Annotated in this window: 16 protein-coding genes; 12 read left to right on the top strand and 4 right to left on the bottom strand. The window is 69.5% G+C overall.

Going from position 1 to position 16,004, the window contains the following annotated elements:
• Positions 1 to 88: 88 nt before the first annotated feature.
• Entirely contained in the window at positions 89 to 1,336 is a 1,248-nt protein-coding gene (locus AOZ06_RS21200; protein WP_054291002.1) for an SAM-dependent methyltransferase, read from the bottom strand.
• An 85-nt stretch (positions 1,337 to 1,421) separates the two neighbouring features.
• Here AOZ06_RS21200 and AOZ06_RS21195 point away from each other — a divergent pair, with 85 nt between their 5' ends.
• The 4 genes from AOZ06_RS21195 to AOZ06_RS21180 are packed head-to-tail and all read left to right on the top strand — an operon-like array spanning position 1,422 to position 5,869.
• Positions 1,422 to 2,690 carry an NAD(P)/FAD-dependent oxidoreductase gene (locus AOZ06_RS21195; protein ID WP_179950831.1) on the top strand — a complete coding sequence of 423 codons (1,269 nt, stop codon included), beginning with the start codon at positions 1,422 to 1,424 and terminating at the stop codon, positions 2,688 to 2,690.
• The gene (locus AOZ06_RS58950; protein WP_054291001.1) at positions 2,687 to 3,439 is read left to right on the top strand and encodes a DUF1365 domain-containing protein; all 753 of its coding nucleotides are present in this window, start codon (positions 2,687 to 2,689) and stop codon (positions 3,437 to 3,439) included. The genes AOZ06_RS21195 and AOZ06_RS58950 overlap by 4 nt, the downstream gene beginning before the upstream one ends.
• The gene (locus AOZ06_RS21185; RefSeq protein ID WP_218922031.1) at positions 3,436 to 4,641 is read left to right on the top strand and encodes a class I SAM-dependent methyltransferase; all 1,206 of its coding nucleotides are present in this window, start codon (positions 3,436 to 3,438) and stop codon (positions 4,639 to 4,641) included. The genes AOZ06_RS58950 and AOZ06_RS21185 overlap by 4 nt, the downstream gene beginning before the upstream one ends.
• Before the next feature lie 31 nt (positions 4,642 to 4,672).
• On the top strand, positions 4,673 to 5,869 hold the full coding sequence (locus tag AOZ06_RS21180) for a cysteine desulfurase-like protein (protein WP_054291000.1): 1,197 nt from the start codon (positions 4,673 to 4,675) through the stop codon (positions 5,867 to 5,869).
• A 37-nt stretch (positions 5,870 to 5,906) separates the two neighbouring features.
• Here the strand turns inward: AOZ06_RS21180 and xylA are convergent, their stop codons facing one another.
• Complete coding sequence (xylA, locus tag AOZ06_RS21175; protein WP_054290999.1) at positions 5,907 to 7,076, bottom strand: xylose isomerase; 1,170 nt, start codon at positions 7,074 to 7,076, stop codon at positions 5,907 to 5,909.
• Positions 7,077 to 7,178: 102 nt separating this feature from the next.
• Here xylA and AOZ06_RS21170 point away from each other — a divergent pair, with 102 nt between their 5' ends.
• Positions 7,179 to 8,366, top strand: coding sequence for an ROK family transcriptional regulator (locus tag AOZ06_RS21170; protein WP_054290998.1), 1,188 nt, complete (start codon positions 7,179 to 7,181; stop codon positions 8,364 to 8,366).
• A 415-nt stretch (positions 8,367 to 8,781) separates the two neighbouring features.
• Here AOZ06_RS21170 and AOZ06_RS21165 read toward each other — a convergent pair whose 3' ends face one another.
• On the bottom strand, positions 8,782 to 9,813 hold the full coding sequence (locus AOZ06_RS21165) for a C40 family peptidase (protein ID WP_169798956.1): 1,032 nt from the start codon (positions 9,811 to 9,813) through the stop codon (positions 8,782 to 8,784).
• Between the two features lie 317 nt (positions 9,814 to 10,130).
• Here AOZ06_RS21165 and AOZ06_RS21160 point away from each other — a divergent pair, with 317 nt between their 5' ends.
• Positions 10,131 to 10,346 (top strand): antitoxin, encoded by a 216-nt coding sequence (locus AOZ06_RS21160; protein WP_054290996.1) that lies wholly within the window; start codon positions 10,131 to 10,133, stop codon positions 10,344 to 10,346.
• Between the two features lie 82 nt (positions 10,347 to 10,428).
• Here AOZ06_RS21160 and AOZ06_RS21155 read toward each other — a convergent pair whose 3' ends face one another.
• On the bottom strand, positions 10,429 to 10,932 hold the full coding sequence (locus tag AOZ06_RS21155) for a hypothetical protein (RefSeq protein ID WP_054290995.1): 504 nt from the start codon (positions 10,930 to 10,932) through the stop codon (positions 10,429 to 10,431).
• A 58-nt stretch (positions 10,933 to 10,990) separates the two neighbouring features.
• Here AOZ06_RS21155 and AOZ06_RS56490 point away from each other — a divergent pair, with 58 nt between their 5' ends.
• From AOZ06_RS56490 to AOZ06_RS21135, 6 genes are all read left to right on the top strand, one after another.
• Positions 10,991 to 11,158: a hypothetical protein gene (locus AOZ06_RS56490; RefSeq protein ID WP_157233145.1), complete on the top strand. Its 168-nt coding sequence runs from the start codon at positions 10,991 to 10,993 to the stop codon at positions 11,156 to 11,158.
• Positions 11,155 to 11,931: an LmeA family phospholipid-binding protein gene (locus tag AOZ06_RS21150; RefSeq protein WP_054290994.1), complete on the top strand. Its 777-nt coding sequence runs from the start codon at positions 11,155 to 11,157 to the stop codon at positions 11,929 to 11,931. Before AOZ06_RS56490 ends, AOZ06_RS21150 begins: the two co-directional genes overlap by 4 nt.
• Positions 11,932 to 11,940: 9 nt before the next feature.
• Positions 11,941 to 12,204: an NAD(P)-binding protein gene (locus AOZ06_RS61670; RefSeq protein WP_335338410.1), complete on the top strand. Its 264-nt coding sequence runs from the start codon at positions 11,941 to 11,943 to the stop codon at positions 12,202 to 12,204.
• Between the two features lie 37 nt (positions 12,205 to 12,241).
• Positions 12,242 to 12,394: a hypothetical protein gene (locus tag AOZ06_RS61665; protein WP_335338409.1), complete on the top strand. Its 153-nt coding sequence runs from the start codon at positions 12,242 to 12,244 to the stop codon at positions 12,392 to 12,394.
• A gap of 444 nt (positions 12,395 to 12,838) precedes the next feature.
• Positions 12,839 to 14,875, top strand: coding sequence for an aldehyde dehydrogenase family protein (locus AOZ06_RS21140; RefSeq protein ID WP_335338408.1), 2,037 nt, complete (start codon positions 12,839 to 12,841; stop codon positions 14,873 to 14,875).
• Positions 14,872 to 16,002, top strand: coding sequence for an NAD(P)/FAD-dependent oxidoreductase (locus tag AOZ06_RS21135; RefSeq protein WP_054290992.1), 1,131 nt, complete (start codon positions 14,872 to 14,874; stop codon positions 16,000 to 16,002). The genes AOZ06_RS21140 and AOZ06_RS21135 overlap by 4 nt, the downstream gene beginning before the upstream one ends.
• Positions 16,003 to 16,004: the final 2 nt, after the last annotated feature.

Raw genomic sequence — 16,004 nt, 5'->3', positions numbered from 1 at the left:
CACCACGTTTACCGGCAACACGTGTACTGAAAGGCATCCTTCGGCCACGCCAAGCCACGACGAGCAGGCATACCGCTCGGGGCGAGACTCAGTCCACCACGCTCGTGAGCTGCTCCCGTACGGAAGGCATGCCGCTTCGGCCGTCCACCGTCGTCCTGACCGCCACGACCTGGTCTACGCCCATCCTGTTCTCGGCGAACGCCAGCGCACCGCCTGCCATGTACAGCCGCCAGATCCTGGCCTGCTCCTGGCCGACCAGCTTCACCGCTTCGTCCCAGCGCTTCTCCAGGGTTTCCGCCCACGCGTGGCACGTGGTCACGTAGTGCTCGCGCATCGCGTGCACGTCCCTGATCTCGAAGCCCGCTGCCGCCAGGTGGTTCAGCGTCGACCCGATCGGGCGCATGGTCATGTCCGGCGCGATGTACGTCTCGATGAACGCGCCGCCGCCCGGCGCCACCGCACCGCGGGACATCTGCTGGAGCACGAGCCGTCCCGAGGGCTTCAGCATCCGGTACAGGGTCGCCGCGTAGGTGGGGTAGTTCTCCTCCCCCACGTGCTCGCCCATTTCGATCGACGCGACCGCGTCGAACGGCTCGTCGGCCAGCTCCCGGTAGTCCTGCAGCCGGACGTCCACAGTGAGACCCTCGGCTCGCTTCAGCACGTGTTCGCGTTGCTGCGCGGACAGCGTTATCCCCGTGGCGTGCACTCCGTAGTGCTTGGCCGCGTGCACAACCAGCGAGCCCCAGCCGCAGCCGACGTCCAGCAGTCGCATCCCCGGCCGCAGGTCCAGCTTCTGGCAGATCAGGTCCAGCTTCGCCGCCTGCGCCTCGGCGAGCGAGGCCGCGCCGGAGGTCCAGTAGCCGCTCGAGTAGGCCATGCTCTCGTCGAGCAGCAGCTGGTAGAAGTCGTTCGACAGGTCGTAGTGGTGCGCGATCGCCGCGCGGTCCCTGCTTCGGGTGTGCAGCCTGCCACCGAGGCGGGCTTCGGCCACCGGGGGCTTGGGCCTCGGGCCGATCACGCCCAGCCGGACCGCCAGCTTCACGATCTCCGCCCAGTCCCTCGGCGACGGCTTGATCGAGCGCCCCAGCCGCCAGAACCGGCTCAGTCCCTCCGCCAGGTCGCCGTCGACATCCAGGTCACCGGTCACATACGCCCTGGCCAGGCCCAGCTCACCCGGGTGCCACAGCACGTGCCGCAGCGCCCGCCGTGAGTTGAGCACGACACACGGCCCGTCCGGGCTGCCCGCCCTGCTGCCGTCCCACGCCAGCACACCCACCGGGATCTTCGCCCCCAGCAGCCGTTCGACCAGTCCAACCAGCTCAGGTGCCACGCGCACAGCTACCCCTTTCGTCCACCTGTGGTTCGACGTGACCCACGGCTCGGATTGGTGAACCGCCAAACCGGGGCCAGCCCGGCTCCGAATGACCGGCGTGCTACCGAACCGAGTGGCTGTCATAGGCGCGGGTGTCGCCGGACTCACAGCCGCCTACCTGCTGCAACGCCGTTACGATGTGATCTTGTTCGAGTCCGAGTCGCGACTGGGCGGGCACGCGCACACGCAGGACGTGTCCACGCCGGACGGTGGCGTGGTGGCCGTGGACACCGGTTTCATCGTGCACAACGACCGGACGTACCCGAATCTGCTGCGGCTGTTCGATGAGCTCGATGTGGACACGCAGCCGACCGAGATGTCCATGAGTGTCCGATGTGCTGGGTGCGGGCTGGAGTACGCGGGCGCCAAGGGACTGCCCGGCCTGTTCCCGCGGGCGGACAACCTCCGGCCGCGGTACCTGAGGATGTTGGCCGAGGTCACACGGTTTCACCGGCACGCGAGGCGGGTACTCAGCGACGAGTCGCTGGAGGACGTCACGCTGGGGGCTTTCCTGACCATCGGGGGTTACTCGGAGTACTTCGTGCAGCATTTCGTACTGCCCGTGGTCTCCGCGGTGTGGTCGGCCGGTCCCCGGGTCTCACGGGAGTACCCGGCGCGGTACCTGTTCGCGTTCCTCGCCAACCACGGGATGCTGTCGGTGACGGGTTCTCCGCAGTGGCGGTCGGTCGTCGGCGGTTCACGCAACTATGTGGAGCGTACGGCCAAGAACTTGTCCGCCGTGCACGTGAGTACACCGGTCCGCGCGGTCTCCGTCCGCGACGACGGTGTGGAGATCCGCGACGACAGTGGACAGGCACACCGCGTCGACCGCGTGGTGATCGCGACTCATCCCGATCAAGCGCTGGCCATGCTGACACACCCGACGGCGAGCCAGCGCGAGGTGCTCGGGGCGTTCACGTACTCACGCAACGAGACGTGGCTGCACACTGACGCGTCCTTGCTGCCGGCCACCTCGGGGGCGGCGGCGTCGTGGAACTACCTGAAGGCGGCCTGCGCCGACGACGACGCCCCGGTGCTGGTCAGCTACCACATGAACCGGCTGATGCGGCTGGCCGAGCCGCTGGACTACGTGGTCACGCTGAACGCGACCGGCCGGATCCCCGAGCACGCCGTACTGGCCAAGATGGTCTACGAGCACCCGGTGTACACCCCCGCTTCCGTTGCCGCGCAACGCCGCCTGCCGGAGCTCGACACGGACAGGGTCGCGTTCGCCGGCGCGTACCACGGCTGGGGGTTCCACGAAGACGGCTGCGCTTCCGGTGTACGCGCGGCGGCCGCTCTCGGAGCGACCTGGTGACCGCCCCAGACACGGCAACCCGGAACCCGGCGGCGCTGTACCTGGCCGAGGTCGAGCACGTCCGGCAGGTCCCGCCGCGCCGGGTGTTCCGGCACCGCGTCTACATGTGGCTGGTCGACCTGGACCACCTGCCCCGGTTGCCGTGGTGGCTGCGGCCGTTCGCCCACTTCGAAGGCCGGGACCACTTGGGCGACCCCGCGAAGTCCATCAGGGACAACCTGGACGCGTGGCTGGGCCGCCACCACATCGACCTCGAAGGCGGCCAGGTGCTGATGCTGGCCAACGCGCGCGTGCTCGGGCACGTGTTCAACCCGATCAGCGTGTTCTGGTGCCACCGGCCGGACGGGTCACTGGCATGCGTGGTCGCCGAGGTCCACAACACATATGGCGAACGGCATTGCTACCTGCTCGACACCGACGAGCACGACTACGCCGTCACCGCCAAGGAGTTCTACGTGTCGCCGTTCCAGCAGATGGGCGGCGACTACCGGATGCGGCTGCCCGAACCGGGCGAACGGCTGGCGCTGACGATCCGGCTGACCCAGCACGGGCAGACGCCGTTGATCGCCACCCTGCGCGGCGTGCGCAGGCCCGCGAGCACGCCGGAGATCGTCCGCGCGGTCGCCAACCGCCCGCTGATCACCCGGCTGGTCAGCGCCCTGATCCGTCGGCACGGCATCGCACTGTGGCTGCGCAAGGTGCCGATTGTGAAACGACCACCCCACGTTCCGCAGGAAGGTGTCCAGTGACCGCTACCGCGATTGAACTCTCACCCGGTTTGACCACGCCGTCCCGGTCCGCCGTCCGGGCGTGGCTCGCCGAGCGGCTGTTCCGCCAGGCCGTGCGCCGCCTGCCGGTGCAGGTCGCCTTCCCCGGCGGGGAACGCATCGGTCTCGGCGGCCCGGTGATGCGGCTGATCCGGCCGGACGACTTCTTCCACCGGCTAGGCGTGGACGCCAAGATCGGCTTCGGTGAGGCCTACATGGCGGGCGACTGGACCAGCAACGACCCGGCAGGCCTGCTGACACCGTTCGCCCGCCGGATGGCGGTGCTGATCCCCAAGCCGCTGCAGGTGTTGCGGCGCTGGGTGGACGCGACCCGCCCGGACGACGAACGCAACACCGTGGACGGTGCGCGTACCAACATCCACCGCCATTACGACTTGTCCAACGACATGTTCGAGGTGTTCCTCGACCCGTCGATGACGTACTCGTCGGCCTGGTTCGCGCCAGGGGACGACCTGCACACCGCGCAGCTGCGCAAGATCGACGGCATACTCGACCTCGCGGACGTCCGGCAGGGCACGCACCTGCTGGAGATCGGCACGGGGTGGGGCGCGCTGGCGATCCGCGCGGCACGCCGTGGCGCACGCGTGACGACGCTGACGATCTCCGGCGAGCAGAAGGAGCTGGCCGAGCGGCGGATCGCCGAGGCCGGGCTGAGCGATCAGGTCGAGGTGCAGCTGCGGGACTACCGCGACGCGCGGGGAACGTACGACGCCGTGGTCTCGGTCGAGATGATCGAGGCGGTCGGCGAGGAGTACTGGCCGACCTACTTCCAGACCATGGACCGGGTGCTGCGGCCAGGCGGGCGCGTGGGGTTGCAGGCGATCACCATGCCGCACGACCGGATGCTGGCCACGCGGCGTTCGTACACGTGGATCCACAAGTACGTCTTCCCCGGCGGCCAGCTGCTCTCGGTGCCGGCCATCCAGGACAATGTGGACAGTGTGGGCCTGCGAATCACCACCCAGCGCCAGCTCGGCGCGCACTACGCGCGGACGCTGCACGAGTGGCGCGAGAAGTTCCTCGCCGGCTGGGACAAGGTCTCGGCGGCGGGATTCGACCCGGTGTTCCGCCGGATGTGGGACTTCTACCTCGCCTACTGCGAGGCCGGGTTCCGCTCGCGCTACCTGGACGCCTGGCAGGTCGGCATGGTCAAACCAGGGTGACGGCCGCCCCAGCGCGGGTAGTGTCGGCGGCATGCCATTCGACGTAGCGGCTGTACGTGCGCATTTCCCGGCGTTGCAGGAGGGTGTCGCCTACTTCGACGGGCCCGGTGGGTCGCAGGTTCCCGACGTGGTCGCCGACGCCGTGGCGAGCACCATGCGGTCGGGCATCTCCAACCGGGGCTCGATCACCGCGTCCGAGCTGAGAGCCGAGTACGTCGTCAAGTCGGCCAGACAGGCCGCCGCCGACCTGCTCGGCGCCCAGCCGTCGGGCGTGATCTTCGGCCGGAGCATGACCCAGCTGACCTACGACCTGTCCCGCACGCTGGCCAGACAGTGGAAGCCGGGCGACGAGGTGATCGTCACCAAACTGGACCACGACGCCAACATCCGCCCGTGGGTGCAGGCCGCCGAGGCCAACGGCGTGCGTGTCCGCTGGGCGGAGTTCGACCGGGCGACCGGCGAGTTACCCGTCTCGGCGATCACGAAGCTGCTCACCGAACGGACCCGCGTCGTCGCGGTCACCGCGGCGTCGAACCTCTTGGGAACACGGCCCTCCATCGCCCGGATCACCCCGCAGGCCCATGAGGCGGGCGCGTTGGTGTACGTGGACGGCGTGCACCTCACGCCACACGCGTGGGTGGATGTCGAGTCGATGGGCGCGGACTTCTACGCGTGCTCGCCGTACAAGTTCCTAGGTCCGCACATGGGAATCGTCGCCGCGCGACCGGCTTTGCTCGAATCACTGCGTCCCGACAAGCTGCTGCCGGCGACCAACGCCGTTCCGGAACGGTTCGAGTACGGCACGCTGCCGTACGAACTGCTGGCCGGGACCACCGCGGCCATCGACTTCCTCGCCGACCTCACCCCTGGTGACGGACCGCGGCGCACGCGCCTGGCCCAGTCGATGCAGGCCTTGGAGCAGCACGAGAGCGCCATGCACAAGCGACTGGAAGCCGGTCTGGCAGGCGTGGCCAGGACGCACGGCTCACCGGACCGCGACCGGACGCCGACCACACTGTTCACAGTGGATGGAATCGGCCCGGCCGTTGTCTACCGCGAACTCGCCGCGCGCGGCGTGAACGCCCCGGCCGGGACGTTCTACGCGCTGGAGTGCGCCCGGTGGCTCGGGCTCGGCGATGCAGGCGCGGTCCGCGCCGGCATCGCGCCGTACACCAGTGAATCCGATGTGGACAGGCTGATCGCCGCGGTCATCGACCTGCGGCGCTGAGGAGCGGGGCGGCCCGCACTCAGCGGGCCGCCTCCCGTCACCTCGCGCCGATGGCGTGTTCCACGGCCAGTTGCGACAAACGGACGAAGCCGTAGCCGCGCTCGGCGGCCTTGTCCGGGTCGAAGTCCTCGAAGGCCGAGGTGTCCGCGCGCAGGTCCGCGGGCGTCTCGCCCGGCGACAGCGTCGGTACCGACAGTTCCGGGACACGGGACGCGGCCAGCGCGTCCCGCACCTCGGGGTCCGCGCGGAAAGCGCGCGCGCGCTCGCGCAGCAGCAGGTAGCTGCGCATGTTCGCGGCCGCGCTCGCCCAGACGCCGTCGCTGTCCTCGGTGCGCAACGGCTTGTAGTCGAAGTGCCGCGGGCCTTCGTAGCCGCCGTTCTCGAGCAGGTCGACGAGGAAGAACGCGGACAGCAGGTCGCCGTGCCCGAAGATCAGGTCCTGGTCGTAGCGCGGGCCCTTCTGGCCGTTGAGGTCGAGGTGGAACAGCTTGCCCTGCCACAGCGCCTGGCCGACGCCGTGCACGAAGTTCAGCCCGGCCATCTGCTCGTGGCCGACCTCCGGGTTGAGGCCGACGATCTCGTGGTGCCGCAACGTGGAGATGAACCCGAGCGCGTGCCCGATGGTGGGCAGGAAGATGTCGCCGCGCGGCTCGTTCGGCTTGGGCTCCAGCGCGAGCTTCAGGCCGTAGCCCTGGTCGATGGAGTACTGGGCGAGCGTGTCGATGCCCTCGCGGTACCGGTCCAGCGCCGCCGCGACGTCCTTGGCCGCGTCGGTCTCCGAGCCTTCCCGGCCGCCCCACAGCACGTAGGTCTGCGCGCCGAGCTCCGCGGCGAGATCCATGTTGCGCATGACTTTGCGCAGCGCGTAACGACGGACCGAGCGGTCGTTGCTCGTCAGGCCGCCGTCGCGGAAGACGGGATGGGTGAACAGGTTCGTGGTGGCCATCGGCACGACGAGCCCGGTGTCGGCCAGCGCCCGCGTGAACCTGGCGATGTGCCGGTCACGCTCGGTGTCGTCGGCACCGAAGGGGATCAGGTCGTCGTCGTGGAACGTGACGCCGTACGCGCCCAATTCGGCCAACCGGTGCACGGCTTCGACCGGGTCGAGCGCGGGCCTCGTCGCCTCGCCGAACGGGTCGGCCGCCCGCCATCCCACGGTCCACAAGCCGAAGCTGAATCTGTCCGCACGCGTGGGCTGTTCGTTCACGACGTCTCCCGGGTCGAGCCATCAATAGTTCGATGCCTGAACTTATATCGGCCGTAGTGGTGGTGCAACCACTCCTTCGTATGCCGCCACTAGCATGACGGGGTGACCCAGTCGAGGCCAGCGGGCCAGCACACTGTCCGACGGCACAACTCAGCGCTCGTGCTCGGCGCGATCGCCGATTCCCCTGGTATCTCGCGTGCGGGCGTCGCCGCGCGGACCGGGCTGACCAAGGCGACCGTGTCCAGCCTCGTCGACCGGGCCATCGCCGCGGACCTCGTCGTCGACGGCGAACCGGCGCGGCGCGAGGGCCCCGGCAGGCGCGGCACCGCGTTGTCGTTGTCCCCCGCCGGTCCGCACGGGCTCGGCGTGGAGATCGGCGTGGACTACATCGCGACCTGTTTGGTCGATTTGACCGGTTCGGTCGCCGCGCAGCGGATCCGCCCGGCCGACAACCGCTCGCAGCCGGCCAACCGGGTCCTGGCCAAGGTGGCCCGGGCCATCCGGACAGCGCTGACAGAACTGCCGACGCAGGTGGGCGGGGTCGGCGTGGCCGTGCCGGGACTGGTCGAGTCGTCCACGGGTTTCCTGCGTACGGCCCCGAATCTCGGCTGGCGCGACGTGGACGTCCAGACGGAGTTGCGCGACCGCGTGGACCTCGGCGACACAGCGGTGCTGGTCGGCAACGAGGCCAACTTCGCCGCGCTCGGCGAGATGTGGGGCGGCGACCACGGTGAGCTGCGGGACTTCGTGCACGTGTCCGGTGAGATCGGGATCGGCGCGGGCATCGTGATGGACGGCGAGCTGTTCGAAGGCGTGCGCGGCTTCGGCGGCGAGATCGGCCACCTGCCGGTGGACAGCAAAGGCCCGCAGTGCTCCTGCGGCGCGCGGGGATGCCTGGAAGCCATGGCCGGTCAGGACACGATCCTGCGCCACGCGGGCGTGCCGGACGTCGACACCCTGGTGGAGCGGCTGCGGGACAACGACCGCAAGGCGATCACGGCGACCCGCTCGGTGGCGAGGTGGCTGGGCACCGCGCTGTCCAATGTGGTCAACCTGCTGGACGTGCCGACGATCGTGCTCGGCGGCACCTACGCCCGGATCGAACCGTGGCTGCACGAACTCCTGCTGGACGAACTGAACCTACGCGTGGTCAGCGCGACCTGGTCGCAGATGCGGATCCTGCCGTCCACTCTGGGCACGGAGGCAGCCGTGCGCGGCGCGGCCGTGTCGGCGGTCCGTGCCATCGTCGCCGACCCGGACCCGTTCATCACCGCGACAGTCGCCGTCTAGCAGGCATCCCAGCACATCGACACACGCCCCTGCCCGGCCGTTGACCACGACCGGGCACCGCAGCCACCTGCCTGTGCCGCTGGGCCGAACCCCCACTCACCAACACCGCTCAGCGCACCGCGACTCACACCACGCAGCCACTGAGCACACCACGAACCCGTGCCACTCAGCGCTCCGCGACTTCGTATCACCCAGCCGCTGAGCGCACCGCGAACTCCCACCGCCCGACCACTCAGCACCGCAAACCCGCACCACCCAGTCACTCAGCACAGCACGAACTCATGCCATCCAGCGTGGATCGGGCCGAGTCACGAAACCGCAGTAACCGGCACCGGGTCGCCGAGCAGGACACGATCGCCCAGCAGGGGCCGCTTCTGCCTGTCGCGGCCCCGTGGGCAGTTCGGTCTGGCTGCCGCTAGTTCATCACCCGGCGGATCACCGTGACCGGGCCGATCGAGTCGATCGGGGCGATCTTGACGTTCTGGCCCGAGCTCGGGGCGTGCACCGCGCGGTTGCCGTCGATCGCCATGGCGACGTGGTGCACCGGGGTGTAGTAGAAGATCATGTCGCCTGCGCGGACCTGGTTTCGCGGGATCGACTGCCCCACTGCCGACTGCTGGATCGACACGCGCGGCAGCTTCACCCCGGCGACCCGGTACGCGGTCAGCATCAGGCCCGAGCAGTCGAACGAGTCCGGCCCGATGGCACCCCACACGTACGGGCGGCCGATCTGCGCGAGGGCGTACCTGAGCACGGCACCGACGTCGCCTTCGGGGATCGGCACGCCGGTCGGGCTGTCGCCGTTGTCGGCGAGGAACGCCTTCTGCTCCGGCGTCAAGCGGTCGATCACGCCCTTGACCTGCTCGATCTGCTTGGCCAGCTCGTCACGGCGGCGCTGCACCTGTGTCGCGCCTGCTTCGAGCGTCGCCTCTGAGCGGCGGACCTCGTTCTGCGCGGCGGTGGCGTCCTTCGCCGCGCGCTCCGCGTCGATCACGGCCTTGCGTCCCTGCTCCGCCGCGGTTCCGCTGAGCTGCGAGGCCATGCTGGCCGCGCGCATCCTGCTCACCACGTCGTCCCGGCTGCTGCCGGTCAGGAACGCGTTCATCGCGTTCAGGTCACCCGCGGGCGAGAGCAACGAGTCGACTCGCGACTTGTCCTGCTGGGCCTGGGTCACCCTGGCGCGGAACTCGTCGGCCTGCTTGCGGGCCGAGTCCGCGCGCTGACCGGCGTCCTTGGACTCCTTGCGCTTGGCGTCCAGCTCTTCCTGGATGCGCAGCAGGTCCTCGTTGACCCGTTCGGCTTTGTTGCTGAGGTCCTTGTAGTAGCCGAGGAGACCGGCGACCGTGGTCGGTTGTTCGGCTTCCTCCTCAGCCCCGGAAGCGGGAACCGCGCTCAGCAGACCGGCGATGAGGGACCCGAGTGCGGCGAGGACGACCCTGCGCGCCAAGGCACCTTTCCAGCCACCCGACCGAACCAGCACGCCCACAGGTCTTCCCCCTCGCCTCACCGACGTCGCCCGAGCCATTGTTCCGGATCTCACCGGCAAACGACACCGGTCGCCGGAGATCAGAGTGCCAGATCCGGTCTGGGTACCGTGTGAAGTCGATCTCACTCGCCCAGCGTGTCGGTCGATCACTCTCCGCACACGCATCGGATGGGCCAACTGGGGCACGTCATGAGGGCCGAGCGGGTGATTTGACCGGAACCGGAGTGGGTATCCCGGACGTTGTCAGGACGGAAGCACCCGCTCGTGAAAGGTTCACCATGGCCCGACTGTTCCGAAAGCTGACCGTGCTGGCCGGCGCGGCAGAGGCCGCACGCCGGTATGCGCGCAAGAACCCCGAGAAGGTCGCCCGGATGGCCGACAAGGCCGGCCAGTTCGTCGACAAGCGGACCAGGGGCAAGTACCACAACCAGATCCAGAACGCGGTTGGCAAGGTCAAGGGCCGTCCCGGCTCCCCCGGCCAACGCGCCTACTGAGGCTGCTGTCCTGGTTTCGGCGACGTGACGTGACGGCTTCCGGCGAGTGGCCCCCGAACCCGAGGGGCGCTCGCCGGAAGTCTCAGTTGCGGGATATGTCCGTGGCGAGCCAGGCGGGCGGTGACTGCTGCTCGGCCTCGCACCACTCCAGCAACCCGATGGTCCACAGCAGCGAATGCACGACGACGTCCAGCGTGGTCGGCACGGTCTGCTCGCACAACGCCAGGTCGAGCTGGAAGTCCGCCTCGTCCGGCCGCCCGTTGAGCTGAGCGAGCAACGCGCGGACCGTGGCACGCAAGGGCGGTTCGAGTTCGTCGATGGGGACGGCGAATTCGTCGTCGTCGCGCAGGTCGACGGCATACGTGACATCCTGGGGCTGGGAGCCGACGCGCAGCAGCATCATCTGTGCCGACGCGCAAACCAGCTGGCCGACGATCAGGCGCGTGTCCAAGCCGACGATGTCGCTGCTGCCGGTCAGTTTGCGCAGCACGTCGAACACTCCCGCGGTGTTGCCCTGCCTCGCGACGGTGACCAGCTCCCGAGCTCCCGCCCTGGCGTGGCGCAGTAAGTCGAAGTCGTCGTCCATCCGGACTGGGTACCCCGGCGTACTGCCCGGCAACCGCTGGTGCGGCTACCGTAGGGGAATGGCACAGTTCGGAGAACTCTTCGGTGCACCCAAGATGCGCAAGGAGAGTTCGGACGACCAGGGTGACGGCGAGCGGTTCGAGCACGGCCCGCTCGACCTCGACTCGGGCGTGGTCAGGATCCGCCCGCTGCCCCGGCGCGAAAAGCCGGCGGACCCCGAGCAGTGAGCTGGCCGTGGCGCGAGCTGGAAGGACTGCTCGCCGCCGGGAAGGCCCTCGTCTCGGGCAGCCCGGCGGCGGTGCTGCAGGCCGCCGTCCGCGCCGCGGGTGACCGCGTGGTCGGTCGTGAGCTGACCATGCGCGTCGGCGACGCGGACGTCACGCTCACGCCGGTCGAGATCGACGCCGAGGTCGACCCGCTCGGGCTCGCGCTCGGCCAGGTGCCGAGGGTCAGGATCGCCGCGCGCGAGGTGGCCTGGCCGGGCACGCCGGTGCGCCGGCTCGGCATCACCGCCAGCGACCTGAGGTTCCAGTCCCTGCCGTCGCCCAGTGTGATGGCAGGCGACGTCGACGTGGCGATCACGCTGGCCGCCGACGTCGTGCGGGCCAAGGTGGCCGAGGTCCAGCCGGATCTGATCGTGGACATCGACCACGACAGCGTGATGCGGGTGCGCTGGGCGCGCCGCCGGACATGGGGTCACGTCGAGGTCGAACCCGTCGTCGTCGAACACGGCGTGCTGCTGCGCCCGAAGGTGCTGCAGCTGGGCAGTGTGCGGTTCCGCGGTGTCGAGCGCCTGCGCCCGACCGTCGTCGAGATCCCCGATCTGCCCCGGGGCCTGCGGCTGACCGGGGTCGGGCTCGGCGCGGGCGAACTCGTGCTGCGCGGGCAGGCCGAGCGCTGGCACGAGAAGATCCCGCTGGCCGACCTGCTGACGTGGCTCGCCACCACCGCCGCGACGCTCACCCTTCCGCAGTTCCCCCGACGGGATGACGCGGGTTGACGTCACTGGATGACCGAGGTCGGCATCATCGGGCCGGGTTTCGCCGGGATCGGGGTCGCCATCGAGCTGCGCCGGGCCGGGATCACCCGCATCACCCTGCTGGAGAGGGCCGCCGACCTGGGTGGCGTGTGGCGTGCCGTCGCCGCTGTACAGCTTCTCCTACTAGCCGCACCGCACCTGGCCGCGCCGATGCTCCAGGCAAGCGGAAATCCACGCATACCTTGGGGCCACTGCGAAGAAGCACGGCATCGACAGACACATCCGGTTCGGTAGCGAGGTCACCGACGCCGAGTTCGACGGGCGCTGGCGGGTGCGCACCGCGTCCGGCGAGACGTTCCAGTTCGGCGTGCTCATCCCGGCCGTCGGCCAGTTGTCCCGGCCGTCCGGGCCCGGCATTCCGGGGATAGCGGACTTCCGCGCCGGGCTTTCCACTCCGCCCAGTGGAACCACGAGCACGACCTGACCGGCGAACTCGTCGCGGTGATCGGCACCGGGGCCAGCGCGATCCGGTTCGTGCCGAAGATCCAGCGGCAGGTGCGTCAGCTGACGGTCTTCCAACGCACCGCGCCTACCTGCTGCCGAAGTTCGACCGCCGGTACACGCGCTGGCACCACGTGCTGTTCCGCCGGGTGCCGCAGCTCCAGCTGGCCGGGCGTGGCGGGCTGTGGGCGCTGTGCGAGGTGCTGACCATGGGCCTGGTCGGTAACGCCGCCATCGCCGGTCTCATCCAACGGCTGTCCTTGCTGTTCCTGCGCTCGCACGTCCGTGACCGCCGCTTGCGGGACAAGCTGACGCCGGACTACCCGGCCGGGTGCAAGCGGATCCTGTTCGCCAACGACTACTACCCCGCGCTGACCGAGCCGAACGGCTGGAGACCGGCGCGATCGCCGGGATCACCCCACGTGGCGTGCGGACAGCCGACGGCACCGAGCACGAGGCCGACACGATCATCTTCGGAACCGGTTTCGAGGCCACGGATCTGCTCGCTCCCCTGCGGATCAAGGGCAAGGACGGCGTGGACCTGCGCGCCGGGGCGTGGGCAGGCGGCGCGCGAGCGTACTTGGGAATCTCGGTACCGGGATTCCCGAACCTGTTTCTGATGTACGGCCCGAACACCAACCTGGGTGCCGGGTCGATCATCTACATGCTCGAACGGCAGGCCCGTTACATCGCCGAGCTGGTCGCCCGCCTGCGGCCGGGACAGGCGCTGGGAGGTACGCGCCGACGTCGCCGAGCGCTTCGACGAGGAGATGCGGCTTCGGCTGCGCGACACCGTGTGGACCTCGTGCGGCAGCTGGTACCGGACGGTGTCGGGGCGCGTGGTCAGCAACTGGCCGGGCCTGGTGTCCGAGTACGACCGGCGAACGAGGGCCGCGGACATGGCCGCCCATGTCCTAACGTGAGGTCCGTGCTCGAAACGACTATCGAAGGCAAAACCTGGTCAACGGGCGCCGACTACCAGTCGGTCAACCCCTCCGATCTCGACGACGTGGTGGCGACGGTCCGGCTCGCCGGTCCGGACGCCGTGCGGGCCGCCGCCGAATCCGGCAGGCGCGCCCAGCGCGAATGGGCGGCCGTGCCCGCACCGGTGCGCGGCCAGTTCGTCGCCGCGCTCGGCCGGCTGGTCGCCGCCAACAAGGAGACGCTGGCCCAACTGGTCACGCGTGAGATCGGCAAACCGATCGCCGAGGCACGCGGTGAGGTGCAGGAGATCGTCGACACCTGCGACTTCTTCCTCGGCGAGGGACGACGGCTCTACGGCCAGACCGTGCCGTCGGAGATGCCGGACAAGCAGCTGTTCACGTTCCGCGTCCCCGTCGGGGTCGCCACGATCATCACCGCGGGCAACTTCCCCGTGGCCGTGCCGTCCTGGTACCTGGTGCCCGCGCTGCTGTGCGGCAACGCCGTGGTCTGGAAGCCCGCGGAGTACGCGGCGGCCAGCGCGAAGGCGTTCGCCGACCTGATCTGGCACGCCGGGCTGCCGGATGGCGTGCTGAACCTCGTGCTCGCCGACGGTCAGTCCACTTTCGACGGTCTGGAGCAGGCACTGGCGGCGGGCCTGGTCGACAAGGTCGGGTTCACCGGGTCGAGCGCGGTCGGCTCGAAGATCGGCGAGCTGTGCGGCAGGCACCTGCAGTCGCCGTGCCTGGAACTCGGCGGCAAGAACCCGATGGTGGTCACCGAGGACGCCGACCTCGACCTGGCCGTCGAAGGCGCGTTGTTCTCCGGCTTCGGCACCGCTGGTCAGCGGTGCACCTCGCTGGGCACGGTCATCGTCCACGAAAGCGTGCACGACGAGTTCGTCCGCCGGTTCGACGCCGCCACACGCGCCGCGACAGCGGGCAAGCCGGACGGTGAAGTCCTTTTCGGACCATTGCTCGACCGGAAGTTCGCCGACTCCTACGAGCAGTACCTCGGCTGGATCGGCGAGCACCACACCGTGTACGGCTCGACTGGCACAGGCCGGATCACCTCGGACAACCCGCGCGAAGGCTTCGCCGGGGAGCCGTCCAAGGGCCTGTTCTACCACCCGGTGATCCTGGACGGTGTCCGCCCGGACGACCGGGTCTTCCTGGAGGAAACGTTCGGGCCGCTCGTCGGCGTGACCACCTACCGCACGCTCGACGAGGCGATCGAACTGGCGAACAAGCCGGGTTACGGGCTGTCGTCGTCGATCTACACGACCGATCCCGCGAACGCTTTCCGTTTCCGCCAAGGCATCGGCGCGGGCATGGTCAGCGTGAACAACTCGACGTCCGGTGCCGAGGCGCACCTGCCGTTCGGCGGCAACGGCAAGTCCGGCAACGGCAGCCGCCAGTCCGGTGTCTGGGTGCTCGACCAGTTCACCCGCTGGCAGTCGATGAACTGGGACTTCTCCGGCAAGTTGCAGAAGGCGCAGATGGACGTCGCGGAGATCGTGCCGGACGTGGACTTCCGCCTATGACCGACGTCGTGGTCATCGGTGGCGGTGTGGTGGGCGTGAGTACCGCGTTCCACCTCGCCGAGGCGGGTGCCGCGGTGACGCTGCTGGAGCGCGACGTGCTCGGCTCCGGCAGCACCAGCCGCGCGGCGGGTGGCGTGCGGGCGACGTTCTCCGATCCGGTGAACATCGCGCTGGGGCTGCGCAGCCTGGAGGCGTTCGAGCGGTTCGGCACCCGGCCGGGCGCCGAGATCGACCTGCGCCAGCACGGGTATCTGTTCCTGTTGGACGATCCGGACGACGTGGCCGCGTTCGAAGCGGGCGTGTCGCTGCAGAACTCCATGGGTGTGCCCAGCCGGATGATCTCGCCGGCCGAGGCCCGCGGGCTGTCCCCGTTCATCTCGGCCGAAGGCCTGGTGGCCGCGACCTGGTCGCCGCGTGACGGGCACTGCACACCTGAGGCCGTGGTGCGGGGATACGCCGTCGCGGCCCGGCGGTTGGGCGCCACGATCCGTCAGCACTGCACGGTCACGGGAATCGTCGTCGACGGCGGCGACATCGTCGGCGTGCGGACCGATCAGGAGTTCATCAGGGCGTCGACCGTGGTGTGCGCGGCGGGCGCGTGGTCGGGCGCGATCGGTGACATGGTGGGTGTTTCGTTGCCGGTCAAGCCGTTGCGCAGACAGATCCGGGTCACCGGACCGCTTGCGGTGCCGCCGGGTCTGCCGTTCACGATCGACTTCGGCACCACGTTCTACTTCCACGCCGAAGGGCCGGGACTGCTGATCGGGATGTCCGATCCGGACCAGGAGTACGGTTTCGACACGCGGACGTCCGACGAATGGCTCGAACGGCTCGGTGCCGCGGCCGCCCGGCGGGCACCCGCGCTCACCGAGGTCGGCATCGCCCGTGGCTGGGCGGGGCTCTACGAGGTCTCCCCCGACCACAACGCGATCATCGGCGAGTCCAGCGCGGTGTCCCGGTTCCTGTACGCCACGGGGTTCTCCGGGCACGGCTTCCTCCAAGGACCGGCGGTCGGCGAGGTCGTGCGCGACCTCGTGCTGGGCCGGCCACCCGTGGTCGACGTGTCCTCTTTGGATGTCACGCGGTTCGGCGCCGGCGCGGCACGCCCGGAGCGCAACGTGGTCTGACC

Origin of the sequence: Kibdelosporangium phytohabitans, from assembly GCF_001302585.1 — a bacterium.
Lineage (GTDB): Bacteria > Actinomycetota > Actinomycetes > Mycobacteriales > Pseudonocardiaceae > Kibdelosporangium > Kibdelosporangium phytohabitans.
Note: the sequence above shows the minus strand (reverse complement) of the source record. Positions and strands in the feature narration are given on the sequence as shown.

Coding starts and splice junctions, on each gene's coding strand:
- AOZ06_RS21195 (WP_179950831.1), top strand. CDS start 1,422: ATGACCGGCGTGCTACCGAACCGAGTGGCTGTCATAGGCGCGGGTGTC.
- AOZ06_RS21180 (WP_054291000.1), top strand. CDS start 4,673: ATGCCATTCGACGTAGCGGCTGTACGTGCGCATTTCCCGGCGTTGCAG.
- AOZ06_RS21160 (WP_054290996.1), top strand. CDS start 10,131: ATGGCCCGACTGTTCCGAAAGCTGACCGTGCTGGCCGGCGCGGCAGAG.
- AOZ06_RS21155 (WP_054290995.1), bottom strand. CDS start 10,932: ATGGACGACGACTTCGACTTACTGCGCCACGCCAGGGCGGGAGCTCGG.
- AOZ06_RS56490 (WP_157233145.1), top strand. CDS start 10,991: ATGGCACAGTTCGGAGAACTCTTCGGTGCACCCAAGATGCGCAAGGAG.
- AOZ06_RS61670 (WP_335338410.1), top strand. CDS start 11,941: ATGACCGAGGTCGGCATCATCGGGCCGGGTTTCGCCGGGATCGGGGTC.
- AOZ06_RS21135 (WP_054290992.1), top strand. CDS start 14,872: ATGACCGACGTCGTGGTCATCGGTGGCGGTGTGGTGGGCGTGAGTACC.